The organism is Hymenobacter sp. BT188, assembly GCF_014333585.1.
GTDB lineage: Bacteria > Bacteroidota > Bacteroidia > Cytophagales > Hymenobacteraceae > Hymenobacter.
This window is the reverse complement of record NZ_JACSCW010000005.1, coordinates 222,647-235,500: the sequence shown is the minus strand read 5'-3', so window position 1 is coordinate 235,500 and position 12,854 is coordinate 222,647. Positions and strand designations below refer to the sequence as shown.

Sequence of the window (12,854 nt, the reverse complement as noted above, 5' to 3'; positions counted from 1 at the left end):
GCATCTGCTTAGTCAGCACTTCTTTTGAGAAATAGCTTTCTGAAGTTAGCCGTTAAGGCAGTCGAGATTAATTGGATAGAGAAGTCAAAAGCGACGGGAAGGGCCAAAAGCAAAGGACGCCTTACCGACTTGGTCATGAGTCGGTAAAGCGTCCGTAGGTTGCTTCTTACAAGAAATACTTCAGGCGAATAACTTCCTTCTCGTTCAGGTAGCGCCACTTGCCACGAGGGAGATCTTTTTTGGTAAGTCCTGCATACTGTACGCGGTCCAGAGAAACGACTTCGTAACCCAAGTACTCAAATATGCGGCGCACGATACGGTTGCGACCAATATGCAGTTCAACGCCTACAAAGTGCGCATTGCCGGCCACCACGGCCACATCATCCACCTCCGCTTTGCCATCTTCCAGCTCAATGCCTTCGGCAATCTGGCGCAAATGATCTTCGGTGAGCGGCGTGTTCAGCTCCACCTGATAGATCTTCTTGTTCTTGTGTGACGGATGCGTAAGTTTCTGGGCCACCTCACCATCATTAGTGAAGAGCAGCAGACCAGTTGTGTTGCGGTCTAGGCGGCCGACCGGGAAGATGCGCTCCTTGGAGGCAGTGGCTACCAGATCCATTACCGTTTTGCGGCCCTCCGGGTCATCGGTGGTAGTAATGAAGTCTTTCGGCTTATTGAGCAGCACATACACCTCCTTTTCACGCTTGAGGTTGGTTTTGCCATATTGCACGGTATCCGTGGGCTGCACTTGGTAGCCCATTTCGGTAACTACCTCGCCATTCACCCGAATTTCACCGGCGGCAATAAGTGCATCTGCCTCGCGACGTGAGCAAACACCCGCGTTGGCGATGTAGCGATTCAAGCGCAGCGTGTCGCCAGCCGAATCGTCTTCTTCCCGCCGACGCTTGTTACCACGGGTTTTATCCTCTTCGTAAAACTTTAGGTTCTTGTAAGCAGGAGCTTCGCCGGGTACTTCGTCGCGCTTGGGCTTATCTGCCCGGTTGCTGCTGGCATCACGCGCTGGCCGATTCTCGGGCCGCGCCGGACGCTCACCAAATGGTCGGGCGTCGCGGGGAGCAGAGGAGCCGAAGTCGCGGCCACCAGCATTGCTACGGTCGCCGTAGCTACCACGCTCACCGGTGCTGCGGGGGGCAAAATTACCGCGCTTGTCATCGGTGTTGCGGTTGCCAAATCCACCTTCGCGGCGTTGGTCGCCGCGGGGGGCAAATTTGCCTCGCTCATCGTCGCGACGTGGGCCACCGAAGCTGCCTTCGTTGCGGTCGCGCCGTTCGTAGCCACCTTCGCGGCGTTGGTCGCCGCGGTCAGCATCTCTGTCCTGGGGGGCATTTTTGAAATCGAAAGGCCGTGCCGGGCGTATTGGCCGGTCCGGACCTGATTCGTCAGTCCGAGGGTCGCGGCGAGTGTCGGGCTCATATGGAGCCTTAGCCGGCGCCGGCTTATCGGTTTCAAAAGGATTGACCTTATTAAACTTCCGGTTGCGCTCACCTGCCCCACCGCGCGGAACGGCTGGCTTGCCTTCCTGCCGGTATGGCTGGCCGGGCCAGTTAGCTTTAGGCTGATAAGGTTGCGCTGGCCGCTCATCGGCGCGGTCACGGTCGCGACCAAAGCCACTGTCGCGACGTTCGTCGAAGCGGCGGGGAGCATCGCGGTCGAATGAGCGAGTGGGGCGCTCGTTATTATTGCGGTTGAAAGTAGGCCGGCTGTCGCCATCGCGCCGGGGGGCAAAGTTGCCCCGTGACCCGCGCTCCTCCCCGCGGTTGAAGTCTCCACCAGTTGGCCGACTGCTTCTATCGCCAAATTTGCCCCCCGCGTTTCCGCCACCAAAGCGACCACCACCGGGAGTATTACCCGTGTTAGGCCGACCAAAAGTAGGGCGCGAAGGGAAGTCGCTGCCACGACGAGAGTCGTTGCCATCCCGATTAGCAGGTCGGTCCGAGGACTTACGGAAGCCTTCGGAGCCCCCCGTATTACCGGAAGGACGAGAGTCGTTGCGGCCGTTGCGGCCACCGTTAAAATCAGGTTTGTGCTTTTTGCCCATGGTCGGGAAAGTAAGTGCCGTATCGCTACGGTACGGTTGAGAAGTAAATATCGCTAAATAAGACGAGGTGATGCTAACGCACTAGTCAACAAAACAGTGCCCGAACCTGCGCCGCAACCCTACTTTGGGTAGCCGGTCGCAAGTCCGGGCAATCTGTAGGTAGCAGGAAAGCTATTAGTCGCGGCGCGCCATCTTAGCCTCAATGGAATGCTGGGTGTGAGGTACAGCCCGCAGACGCTCTTTCGGAATCAGCTTGCCGGTGCCAATGCACACACCGTACGTACCGTTCTTGATGCGCACCAGCGCATTCTCCAACTGCTGAATGAACTTCATCTGGCGCGAAGCCAACTGGTTCATGCTTTCCTTTTCGGCCGTATCAGCGCCATCCTCCAATACCTTGGAAGAAGAGGCAGTATTGTCGGTACCCGAATCGTTGCGGCGGCTCAGTGTTTCTTTGATAAATGACACCTCCTTACGGGCGGCCGTAAGCTTGTCCTGGATGATTTCTTCGAACTCCGCTAGATCTTCTCTGGAGTAGCGTATGGTTTCTTCACTCATGTTAGCTAAGGAAAGTAAACTATTGAATGTGAATTAATTAGCCAACCTTTTTCAGAACGAAGATCAGCTTTGTACCCCTTCTAACACTGGTTGAACCAGTTTAGTTGTTAGAAGATAAAATGGCTTTAGGGAGTTATGAATTTGGTATTCTGACGGATTCCTATGGTGTATTTGGCCGCAAAGCTACGCTTTTGTGCGCTAATTGACCACTATACATTCATCTTAACAAAACTCTAATCTTGTACTTATCAGAAGCCTAGCATTTGAATAGCAGCTACAGCCGCTTCCACTCCTTTGTTGCCATGTTTGCCTCCCGCCCGATCCCAGGCTTGCTCCAGGGTATTGGTTGTCACTAAGCCAAAGATGACGGGCTTATTATATTTCAATCCCACATTCGTTATACCGTTGGCTACGGCATAGCAGATGTAATCATCATGCTTTGTGTCGCCTTTAATCACGACGCCTAAGCAGATGACGGCATCAATCTCCTCATGCTGGGCCAATAGCTGAGCGCCTAGTGTTAGCTCAAAGCTACCCGGTACTGTATTGCGAAAAATATTGACGGCTTGGGCGCCATGCTTGAGCAGGGTCTCGTAGGCACCGGCGCTGAGTATATCCGTTATTTCGCGGTTCCACTCGGCCACCACCAAGCCGAAACGCTTGTCAGTAATATCAACAAAGTGGTCAGAGTTGTAATCGCTAAGATTTTTAAGAGCGGTTGCCATGGATCAGATATTTGTAGAACGATCGTCTTGCGAAGGGTAAGTATGAGGCTGCTTATTCTTCGACGTGATATGGATGAACTCACTATTAGCAAAAGGAAAAGGACGGTAAGAAACCGTCCTTTTCCTTTTACGAAACCGCAGAGTCTACGGACTTGGAATGATTACTTACCAGCCAGAGCTTGAACGCGGGCCAAGTATTGTTTAGCCTCCGTTACTTCAGCAGCATTCTGATACTCATCAACGATTCTGGTGTAGGCCTTAATGGCTCCTTCATAGTCTTTGGCAAGCTCGCGGGCCGTAGCTTCCTTCATCAGGTAGCCAGGCGAGAAGTATTCGTTGGACTTAAAGTTAGCAGCCTTCTCATATTGATCAGCTGCCTCCTTGAACTTGTTCAGTTCCAGATAAGCGTCACCGATCAGAGAGTAAGCACGGGCTTGCACCAGCAGATCATCTGAAGTGAAGTCTTCCAGATAGTCAATAGCGTTTTGGTACTTGCCATCTTTTAACGCAGCTACACCAGCATAGAAGTTAGCCAGATTGGCTGCCTGCGTACCATTGTACTCCGAAGTGATAGTAGCCAAACCATCGTACTGCCCATCACCCTTGAGGGCTTTGTTCAGCGAATCAGCTTCCCAATAGTTCACCGCCTGATACATGGCAGCCTGTCCCTTTTCATTCTGGGTATTACGCCATGTGTAGAACGCAAACCCGCCAACAACGGCCAGTACTACCACCGCTAGTAAGCTTAGCAAGGCCGTCTTGTTGCGCCGAACAAAGTCTTCAGACTCCACCAGCCGGAGAGCCAGCGCGTCGGGGTCTTCCATCAACGGATGCTCGGTCACACCGTCCGTGACAGGTTGGTTTGGATCTGCGGGCACCTCGGTTCGCTGGCGGGCGTTAGGGGTATTGCGCGTGTAGGGAATCTTCGACATTACGGGGGGCAAAAAGGCAGCCTCGCGGCTGGGGAAATTCGACAGTTAGTCGCGGATATAAGGATAGTCCTGCTGCACGTACACGTCCTTGTAGAGCTCGTCGGCAGTGGGATATGGCGAGGTTTCAGCAAACTCTACGGACTCATTCACGGCCGCTTTGATTTGCTCGTCAATAGCATTAAGATCGTCCTCGGTGGCCATGTTGTTCGTCAGGATAGTATGACGAACGGCCTCGATAGAATCGCGTGAGCGATAGTCTTCCAATTCTTCTTTTGTCCGATACTTCGCTGGGTCGCTCATGGAGTGGCCCTTGTAGCGGTAGGTTTTAAACTCGAGCAGCGTAGGTCCCTCGCCGGCGCGGGCGCGCTCAGCCGCTTGGGCGACGGCCTCATGCACGTCTTCTACGTTCATAGCATTCACCGGGAATGAAGGCATATCATAACTCTCGCCCAGCGTGTACAGTTCCGTTACGTTAGAGCTACGTTGCACGGCAGTGCCCATTGCGTAGCCGTTATTTTCGATAACGAAGATAACCGGCAGCTTCCAGAGCATGGCCATGTTGAAGGCCTCATGCAAGGCACCTTGACGCACGGCACCATCGCCCATATAGCAGATGCAGAGGTTGCCTGTCTTGTTATACTTTTCTGAAAAAGCAATACCAGCACCCAGCGGAACCTGACCACCTACGATGCCGTGCCCACCCATGAAATTCACTTCTTTATCGAAGATGTGCATGGAGCCACCTTTGCCTTTGGAGCAACCGGTAGCTTTCGCAAACAGCTCGGCCATGATGGCGTTGGGCGAAGTACCGAGTGCCAGCGGATGAGCATGGTCGCGGTAAGCCGTTATCCACTTATCATCTTTAGTTAAGGCTGATACCGCACCGGCTACGCAAGCCTCCTGACCGATGTACAGGTGGCAGAAGCCTTTAATTTTTTGCTGACCATAAAGCTGCCCGGCCTTCTCCTCAAACTTGCGCATGAGCTGCATTTGCTCATACCACTGCAAGTAAGTCTCCTTAGGAAACTTTGGATTGGCGGGCACAGTAGCCTTGGGCGCACCAGTCGCTTCTTTCGCTTCCTCGTTAGAGGGTGGCATACCCGAGTCAGGCTGGTTCACCGTTTTGGTAACCGACGCCGCGTCGTTACCGTTGGAAGTGCCTTTCGGGCTTGCCGCTTTTTTTGCCGACTTAGTCGCTTTTGAGTCAGCCTTTACTTTCGTCTCCGCCATCGTGCTTTCGGTTGTTCGCGTTTGGGATGCGAAAGTACGCAAAAGGATTGCAATTTCGAACCGGATGATTCTGGAAACCCTACACCTATTGTTCTTTAAAAATTACGATGAAGCCACTTTGGCTTTCTCTCCTCACATCAATTGCTTTGTCGGTGACAATGGAAGTGGCAAGACGAATCTGCTCGATGCTATCCACTATTTGTCTCTTACTCGAAGCGCCTTTGCTACTGCCGATGCCCAGAGCATTAAGCAGGGTGCAGAGTTTTTTGTAGTGAAGGGCCGCTTCCAAACGCCCCCCAGCGACACCGACACTATTCAGTGCAGCCTTCGTGTAGGGCAAAAGAAACTGGTCACGCGCAACAAACAAGCATATGAACGTATTGCGGATCATATAGGTCGCTACCCAGTAGTGCTTATCTCACCTTATGATACCGACTTGATTCGGGAGGGTAGTGAGGAGCGGCGCAAGTACTTTGACAGTTTGATCTCCCAGTTGGATCATGACTATCTGGAGCTCCTTATTACTTACTCTAATTTACTGCGTCAGCGCAACGCTTTGCTCAAGCTTGCCGCTGACGGCCGCGGTTACGATCGCGACTACTTGCTGGTACTTGACGAACAGATGGTACCCGCTGGGGGGCAAATTATGGAGCGGCGCCAACAATTTCTGACGGAGTTCACCCCTCTTTTTCAGCGCCACTACCAGCAGCTGGCTGATGGCCGCGAACAGGTAAGCCTTGAATATAAGAGCCAACTTCCCGGCGCCGACTTTGCCCATCTACTTCGCACCAATGAGCGGCGCGATATCACGTTGCAGCGCACCACTATTGGACCTCATAAAGACGACTTCACTTTTCTAATGGATGAGTTGCCGGTTAAGGGTTATGGTTCTCAAGGCCAGCAGAAGTCGTATGCTATTGCTTTGAAGCTTGCCCAATTTGAAATCTTTGCCAGCCGCAAACAACATAAGCCTCTGCTCCTGCTTGATGATATCTTCGACCGGCTCGATGAAAAGCGCATCACTCGATTAATGCAGTTGGTAGCAGAATATACCTTCGGTCAGGTCTTTCTAACCGATACACACCTGGAGCGCACCGACCGAATTCTTGCAACCATCTCGGAGCAAGTAGCTCGCTTTGCGGTGCACAACGGAACCGTTACTGCCCTTTAGCGGAGCTTGAATATCGTACCTTTGTAGCCATCTAATTTTGCCCCCCCGGTAGCTATTCTGCTATCTGGCTCGCGCATTATTGTATTGCATTCCCTTGAAAAAACCAAGCAACTCCGACAACTCGCGTCAGGCTGATATTGTCCCTTTAAAGGATGGTATTAAGGCGCTGCTCAAAGCGTATCGCTTACAGGGTAAGCTCAATGAGGTATTCGTCGTGTCGAGTTGGGAACGCATTATGGGTAAGGCTGTAGCCCTCAAGACCCAGGAGATTTATATCAGTAATGGCAAACTCTTCGTGCGCCTAAGTTCGGCCCCCCTCAAACATGAACTCGTTATGGCTAAGACGCGCGTAATGGAGCTTATTAATGATGAGGTTGGTGAAACCGTTATTAAAGAGGTGGTTTTCCTCTAGCCCAGTTTTCCTTATTCCTATATCATCCTTTGTGGTTCGGAGCTCAATGCTTTGTGGCAGCTCCTATAATGATGTGAGCATGGGCTGCCCCCTATCTCGGCCCCAACAGGAAAACCTGTCATCAGTAAGTCGGCGAGTCACCCTTTCTTAGTTCCGACACGACTTTCCTTATTATGTGTTCTTGGTCGCCATCGGCTACACTAGGGCTACATGGCGAGCTATATCTTCACGTCAGTCAGCTAGGTGTTGCTCACCTTTAAGAGCAATCCCGAAGGCTACCTGCGCGCCTCCCCCACGGGCCCACACCTCGCCTTCTGCATTTAGGTCTTTACATCTTATCCCGAACTTTCTTTTTATGTCATCTTCCCTCCGACCCGAATTCCGCTTAGTGTCCCACTCGCGGGTAACTCTCACCGAACTTATGATACCATCATATGCCAATCTGGGGGGCAAAATTCATGGCGGGATTCTGCTATCGCTTATGGACAAGGTAGCTTATGCCGCCGCCGCAAAGCACGCCGGCACTTACTGTGTGACGGTGAGTGTAGATGGTGTAAACTTCCTCCAGCCAGTTGAGGTGGGCGAGTTAGTATCACTGCTTGCTTCCGTTAACTACGTTGGTCGCACCTCGCTCGTAATCGGTATCAAAGTCATTGCCGAAGACGTTCGGACCGGCTCTGTGAAACATACCAACACCTGCTATTTTACCATGGTTGCCAAGGATGACAATGGTCGTCCTACCCCTGTGCCGGGCCTGCTTTTAGAAACTCCTGATGACACGCGGCGCTTCATGGAAGCCATCAAACGCAAGGAGCTAAAAGCCCAATACAGTGTCGAGTTTGATAACGCTCGCTCTATGCTAGCCGTGGCTCAGCAGGCCGATCTGTTGCGAAATGAGAACTGTCAATTGGGCTACTAAATACTGTTGCTTTTTTATGCAAATCCAAGGCCTTAACGGCACTTGCTATACTACCCTAGTACACGCCCGTAACGGCCACATGTTTCACGTGGAACATATTTGTCACTTAGGACTGTACACTTTCAACAAGAGCTCATTATAGGCCTCTAACAAGGCTATATACTTAGCCTGAAGAGCCATAAGCTGCTTAACAGGGTCACTATCGCTAGATTGTAACGGCGCAGGGCGATGCGTTACACCACTTGTAACAGAAACAGAAGGTGTAACGGACACAAAGGGTAACACTACTTGTTGTAACGATGTAAAGTCTTGCGAAAAATCATGTGTAATGATTTCGCCAACTTGCTTTACGAAACCGTAATCAAGTGTTTCTTCCTTGAATTTACGATAGATAGTTGGACGCGTAATACCCAGTTCCTCCACAATGCGTGTGATGGAAATACCACTGTTTTTGATGGCATCTTGAAGGATTTTGCCCTGGTGCGGCATAATTAAGCGTTATATATCGGTGGGGCTGTAAAGGTGTTAAATTTGTTTCATACGTACAAATATGTTCGCAAAAACGAACAGTTACACAATGTGCAAATACAATACAGTATTACAATACGTAACATTGTACACTTTACAGCCTCACTGTAACAATACATATCGTTACCATTCTTGTTACATATGTATAAATACAATATAAACCTGCCTAATAAGGCTGAAAAAGCACTTTTTAGTTAAGGGCACTTGTAACACCATATCGTACGCCTGAAATAAACTCGCCAGTATAAAGAAGTAGTTAATTTTTATCCCGAAGACGACGCATTACTACACACTGAACAGAGGTACACTTCTGCTTAGTGCTATCGTAATAGTAAACCCACTAGGAGGTCAGGATAGTCAGTAGTGATACCGTCGACGCCAAGCGTAAGGAGGCGTTGCATATCGGCTGGTTCGTTTACTGTCCAGGGAATGATTCGCATGCCATGAGTATGGGCTTTTGCTACGAGTTTCTCATCGACAAGGCGGTGCTCTGGGCCATAGACAGCGGGCACAAAACCCAGCTCCCTCAGGTGATCAGCAAGCGGATGTGCATCTTCAACCAATAGGCATAAGGGCAGATACGGAACTTGGTTCCGGGCGGCTTGCAAAACCCGTTTATCGAAGCTCAGCAGTGTGGTACGTTTAGCTACATCGGCAGCGTGCACGACCGCCGAGACCAGTTCGACGAAGCGTGGTGGGGAAGGATGCAATATGCCATCCCCAGCCAAGCTGCTTTTTATCTCAATGCTGAAAAATGGCAACGGTCGGCCGAGGTATTGAGCATACCTATTTGCCTCCGCAATTACCTCCTGCAGCAGGGGTTTGTAAGCGGCATTAAGCAGTTGATGGGGAAAGCGCGGGTTTCGAACAGAGCCGCAATCACAGGGGCGGATGGCAGCGTATGGCATCAAAAAAAGATTGTGCAAACGCTCACTGGCGGGGTCGATGCGCTCGCCGGCAGCATCCCGACAGATAGCAGCTGAAAGCCAGGGCTCGTGCGATACAACCACCTGCTCATCGGCTGAGATGACGACATCTAATTCCAGGGCATCTACCCCCAACTCTAAGGCATAAAGGAAGCCCGCAAGCGTATTCTCAGGGCGCAAGCCACGACAACCACGATGTCCATGTACTTCAGGAAGTATAAGTGGCTTGGGGGGCATTTTTCAGCACATTAGGGAATCCTGAATACGCATGCACCTCTTGCTCGGCTAGCTTTAGTTGGCAAAAAGCCCCCCAGAATACACTGCATGATTTTAAACAGAGAATGTTTCTGGCATTTATACAGACCAGATGCCAGCAATGAAATGCGGTACTTTGGCCCTCCTTAAAGCGTAATCAATTCCTTTTACCACACTCTATGAAGAAAGTATTGTTGCTCGCACTGTTGATAATTGTCGGAGCAGGTGGCTATTGGTACTATCGCATGGTAGTAATGGCAAGTCCGCAGTACTCGCTTGCGCAAGCCGCCAATGCTGTCCGCACACATGACGTTACCACTTTTGAGCGCTACGTAGACGTTGATAGGGTAGCGCGCAACTTAGTCGACCAGGTTTCGGATGAAAGCTCCGCACTGGAAGGACTGAACGTGAACGGGGCGATTATTCAAAGCGCCCTACGGCTGCTGAAGCCGCAGCTGGCACAATCTGCGACGCAAGAAGTAAGACGTTATATCGAATCGGGCTCGGCGGAAGAAGTGGCCGCAGCAGGACAAAATATTGGTGGAATGAACGTGTCGGTGATGGGGTTGGCCGGTCGGGTGATTGGGCCAAACCCTCAATTCAAGGGGATCAAATACGTTAATCAACAGGATGCCCAAACTTTGGTTGGCTTAGAAATAACGCAACCTCAATACGACACTACTCTGGTTCTGGAATTGAAAATGCTCGACCAAGGTGACTACTGGCGCGTGACGGAAATTGCCAATATGGGCACCTTAATTAAGCATACAGCTCGATTGGAGAAGCAGCGCATACTGAAAACCAGATAGCTAACCAAGCAATTTTAACTAACTATTCAGAGCTCTGAGAATTGAATTTAAAAACACGAAAAGGCCCCGGCGCAAGCGAGCGGCGGGGCCTTTTCGTGTTTTTTAAGCGGGAGTTATTTACGCCCTGAGAACAGGAAGTAGATGATAGAGCCAAGGAAAGGGAAGAACCATATTACCAAGCCCCAAATAATCTTTTTGCCGATAGACCAGTCCTGCTTGATCAGGCTGACAACGGCCAGCACAGCCAGCAAAAGATAGATAATACCGGCAATGGTGATGTTACCGTTGGAACTGCGACCTGAGCAACCACCAAGCAGAGGAGCCAAAGCCAGAGAGAAAAGCATGGCTACAGCGGGCAGTCGATTAGTAAGAGAAAGAAGCTTGTTCATAGCAGGTGTTGTTGGAGAGAAAAGATGATATGATGCCCTTTACGGACCTGCTGAGATATTAGATATTATTTTGCTTATGTTTGATACACAAATATTTAATAATCAACTAGTTAAATAAATAAGATTGGATTTCTTTCCAGAAAATCGATCCTGAGATCGGAACGAGTAGCAGTGTCAGGATGATACCGTAGATAGCCCCATAGAAGTGAGCATCGTGGTTGATATTATCGCCCTGCCGACGGCCTTGGTAGTAGGAATAAGCCAGGTAAAGGATACCAAAAAGAACACCTGGAATGGCAAAAGGAATAGGAAAGATGTAGATTCCTCCCTCAATGGGCCGGAACAGAATACTTGCAAAAATGACGGAGGCGACGCCACCCGACGCTCCTAGGCTGTGGTAGTTGGGGTCGTTGCGATGGCGTAGATAAGTAGGAATGTCTGACACAATAATGCCCCCCAGATACAGCAGTAGAAACCGCCAGATACCGCCCATTACGCCAAACACCTGCACAAAGACATCCTGAATGAGGCCGCCAAAGGAGTAAAAGGCCAGCATGTTAAAGATGAGGTGCATCCAGTCGGCGTGCAGGAAGCCGGACGTGAGGAAGCGGTACCACTCGTTGCGCCGGCGCACCAGAAAGGGCGTCATGATCCAGCTTTCCCGCAGAGTTGGGTTTGACCAAGCGTATAAGGAAATGCCCCCCGTCAGGATAACGAGCACGAGCACTACATTCAGATTAAGCATCAGGAGACAAATAAGAAGTAATAAGGAGGAAGCCGCATTTACGGCTCCTATGCGTCTTTGACGACAGTAGTAATAGCCAAGCTCAACTTAAACCGCAAAATGCTGACAGCGGGCCTAAATTTGGCTAGAAACCGAAACTAACTCTCGCGAGCCATTAGCTCAAGTGCCCACTGCCGCAAAATGGCCTTGCGCGGCGTTGGTGCCGTGACGCGGTCTAGGTGCAAAAGTGCGTCTTGGAAGTATTCATTTATGCGAGCTTCCGTTTGAATGCGGATGCCAAGCTGGTCATAGACTGCTGTAATTGCCTGAACCTTGGCGGCAGTGTCAGCGCTGGGCTGGCCGAGGTATTGGGCCAGCATAGCTTGCTGGGGGGCATTTGCCTGAGCCTGGGCCGTGAGCAGCAGAAAGGTTTTCTTATCCGACACGATGTCGCCGCCTACGCGCTTGCCGAAGGTAGCCGCGTCGCCATACACATCTAGCAGATCGTCGCGCAGTTGGAAGGCGATACCAACGTCGGTACCGAATTGGCGCAGGTGGTCGGCATCCTCCGTGGAAGCACCACCCAGCAAGGCTCCTAGCTCCAGACAAAAGCCGAGTAGCACAGCTGTTTTCAGCCGAATCATATCCAGGTATTGCTCGATAGAGACGTGCTCATTCGTCTCAAAATCCATGTCCCATTGTTGGCCTTCACACACCTCGGCTGCGGTCTGGCTGAACTTGCGCAGCACGGTTGGCAATAGGGCCGGCGGCACGTTTAGGAACAGCTCATAAGCCCGCACCAGCATCACGTCGCCGCTCAGGATGGCCACGTTGGCGTTCCACTTCTCATGCACCGTGGGCTGGCCCCGGCGCAGGGGAGCCTGGTCCATGATATCATCGTGGAGCAGGGTGAAGTTGTGAAAAACTTCGGTAGCCAAAGCCGGCCGTAGCACGGGGTCCAGCTCATCGGTGAAGAGGTGAGCGCCCATCAGGGTAAGCAAGGGGCGGATGCGTTTGCCCCCCAAGGCCATGATGTAGCGAATGGGCTCGTAGAGGGCTACTGGCTGCTGACCGTACTCAAGACTAGCCAGGGCGGCGGTTATTTTTTGCGTGAAATCAGTGGGGCTCACAGGGGCAAGATGTATTGAGGCGGGAAAGGTACGGAGGAACGGGCTGGAGTGGATTAGACGTAATGCTGGGGGGCAAATTAGCGCAAC

Annotated in this window: 14 protein-coding genes; 4 read left to right on the top strand and 10 right to left on the bottom strand. The window is 51.3% G+C overall.

What is annotated here, in order from left to right; translation table 11 throughout:
- Positions 1 to 166 precede the first annotated feature (166 nt).
- The 5 genes from H8B13_RS15790 to pdhA all read right to left on the bottom strand — a co-directional run bounded on the left by H8B13_RS15790 (position 167) and on the right by pdhA (position 5,372).
- Entirely contained in the window at positions 167 to 2,059 is a 1,893-nt protein-coding gene (locus H8B13_RS15790; RefSeq protein ID WP_187311781.1) for a pseudouridine synthase, read from the bottom strand.
- A 174-nt stretch (positions 2,060 to 2,233) separates the two neighbouring features.
- On the bottom strand, positions 2,234 to 2,617 hold the full coding sequence (locus tag H8B13_RS15785; protein WP_084443474.1) for a TraR/DksA family transcriptional regulator: 384 nt from the start codon (positions 2,615 to 2,617) through the stop codon (positions 2,234 to 2,236).
- Between the two features lie 248 nt (positions 2,618 to 2,865).
- Entirely contained in the window at positions 2,866 to 3,342 is a 477-nt protein-coding gene (ribH, locus tag H8B13_RS15780) for a 6,7-dimethyl-8-ribityllumazine synthase (protein WP_187311780.1), read from the bottom strand.
- A gap of 161 nt (positions 3,343 to 3,503) precedes the next feature.
- A complete protein-coding gene (locus H8B13_RS15775; protein WP_187311779.1) occupies positions 3,504 to 4,274 on the bottom strand; it encodes a tetratricopeptide repeat protein in 771 nt (256 codons plus the stop codon).
- 45 nt (positions 4,275 to 4,319) lie between these two features.
- Positions 4,320 to 5,372 (bottom strand): pyruvate dehydrogenase (acetyl-transferring) E1 component subunit alpha, encoded by a 1,053-nt coding sequence (gene pdhA / locus H8B13_RS15770; RefSeq protein WP_187311980.1) that lies wholly within the window; start codon positions 5,370 to 5,372, stop codon positions 4,320 to 4,322.
- Positions 5,373 to 5,505: 133 nt separating this feature from the next.
- Between pdhA and recF the strand changes: the two genes are divergently transcribed.
- The 3 genes from recF to H8B13_RS15755 all read left to right on the top strand — a co-directional run bounded on the left by recF (position 5,506) and on the right by H8B13_RS15755 (position 8,006).
- Positions 5,506 to 6,675: a DNA replication/repair protein RecF gene (gene recF, locus H8B13_RS15765; RefSeq protein WP_315985154.1), complete on the top strand. Its 1,170-nt coding sequence runs from the start codon at positions 5,506 to 5,508 to the stop codon at positions 6,673 to 6,675.
- A gap of 94 nt (positions 6,676 to 6,769) precedes the next feature.
- Positions 6,770 to 7,087: a DUF721 domain-containing protein gene (locus H8B13_RS15760; RefSeq protein WP_261990412.1), complete on the top strand. Its 318-nt coding sequence runs from the start codon at positions 6,770 to 6,772 to the stop codon at positions 7,085 to 7,087.
- Between the two features lie 355 nt (positions 7,088 to 7,442).
- Positions 7,443 to 8,006, top strand: a complete 564-nt coding sequence (locus H8B13_RS15755) for an acyl-CoA thioesterase (RefSeq protein WP_187311778.1) — start codon at positions 7,443 to 7,445, stop codon at positions 8,004 to 8,006.
- A gap of 102 nt (positions 8,007 to 8,108) precedes the next feature.
- Here H8B13_RS15755 and H8B13_RS15750 read toward each other — a convergent pair whose 3' ends face one another.
- The gene (locus H8B13_RS15750; RefSeq protein ID WP_187311777.1) at positions 8,109 to 8,495 is read right to left on the bottom strand and encodes a helix-turn-helix domain-containing protein; all 387 of its coding nucleotides are present in this window, start codon (positions 8,493 to 8,495) and stop codon (positions 8,109 to 8,111) included.
- 359 nt (positions 8,496 to 8,854) lie between these two features.
- Positions 8,855 to 9,697, bottom strand: a complete 843-nt coding sequence (locus tag H8B13_RS15745) for a glycerophosphodiester phosphodiesterase family protein (RefSeq protein WP_187311776.1) — start codon at positions 9,695 to 9,697, stop codon at positions 8,855 to 8,857.
- Between the two features lie 197 nt (positions 9,698 to 9,894).
- Between H8B13_RS15745 and H8B13_RS15740 the strand changes: the two genes are divergently transcribed.
- Entirely contained in the window at positions 9,895 to 10,524 is a 630-nt protein-coding gene (locus tag H8B13_RS15740) for a DUF2939 domain-containing protein (protein WP_187311775.1), read from the top strand.
- A gap of 113 nt (positions 10,525 to 10,637) precedes the next feature.
- Here the strand turns inward: H8B13_RS15740 and H8B13_RS15735 are convergent, their stop codons facing one another.
- From H8B13_RS15735 to H8B13_RS15725, 3 genes are all read right to left on the bottom strand, one after another.
- Positions 10,638 to 10,913, bottom strand: coding sequence for a PLD nuclease N-terminal domain-containing protein (locus H8B13_RS15735; RefSeq protein ID WP_187311774.1), 276 nt, complete (start codon positions 10,911 to 10,913; stop codon positions 10,638 to 10,640).
- Positions 10,914 to 11,019: 106 nt separating this feature from the next.
- Entirely contained in the window at positions 11,020 to 11,658 is a 639-nt protein-coding gene (locus tag H8B13_RS15730) for a rhomboid family intramembrane serine protease (protein WP_315985153.1), read from the bottom strand.
- A 137-nt stretch (positions 11,659 to 11,795) separates the two neighbouring features.
- The gene (locus H8B13_RS15725; protein WP_187311773.1) at positions 11,796 to 12,767 is read right to left on the bottom strand and encodes a polyprenyl synthetase family protein; all 972 of its coding nucleotides are present in this window, start codon (positions 12,765 to 12,767) and stop codon (positions 11,796 to 11,798) included.
- Positions 12,768 to 12,854: the final 87 nt, after the last annotated feature.

Bases quoted from the DNA above. Each gene is read 5' to 3' on its own strand.
- H8B13_RS15790 (WP_187311781.1), bottom strand. From the start codon at position 2,059: ATGGGCAAAAAGCACAAACCTGATTTTAACGGTGGCCGCAACGGCCGC.
- H8B13_RS15785 (WP_084443474.1), bottom strand. From the start codon at position 2,617: ATGAGTGAAGAAACCATACGCTACTCCAGAGAAGATCTAGCGGAGTTC.
- ribH (WP_187311780.1), bottom strand. From the start codon at position 3,342: ATGGCAACCGCTCTTAAAAATCTTAGCGATTACAACTCTGACCACTTT.
- H8B13_RS15775 (WP_187311779.1), bottom strand. From the start codon at position 4,274: ATGTCGAAGATTCCCTACACGCGCAATACCCCTAACGCCCGCCAGCGA.
- pdhA (WP_187311980.1), bottom strand. From the start codon at position 5,372: ATGCCACCCTCTAACGAGGAAGCGAAAGAAGCGACTGGTGCGCCCAAG.
- H8B13_RS15755 (WP_187311778.1), top strand. From the start codon at position 7,443: ATGTCATCTTCCCTCCGACCCGAATTCCGCTTAGTGTCCCACTCGCGG.
- H8B13_RS15750 (WP_187311777.1), bottom strand. From the start codon at position 8,495: ATGCCGCACCAGGGCAAAATCCTTCAAGATGCCATCAAAAACAGTGGT.
- H8B13_RS15745 (WP_187311776.1), bottom strand. From the start codon at position 9,697: ATGCCCCCCAAGCCACTTATACTTCCTGAAGTACATGGACATCGTGGT.
- H8B13_RS15740 (WP_187311775.1), top strand. From the start codon at position 9,895: ATGAAGAAAGTATTGTTGCTCGCACTGTTGATAATTGTCGGAGCAGGT.
- H8B13_RS15735 (WP_187311774.1), bottom strand. From the start codon at position 10,913: ATGAACAAGCTTCTTTCTCTTACTAATCGACTGCCCGCTGTAGCCATG.
- H8B13_RS15730 (WP_315985153.1), bottom strand. From the start codon at position 11,658: ATGCTTAATCTGAATGTAGTGCTCGTGCTCGTTATCCTGACGGGGGGC.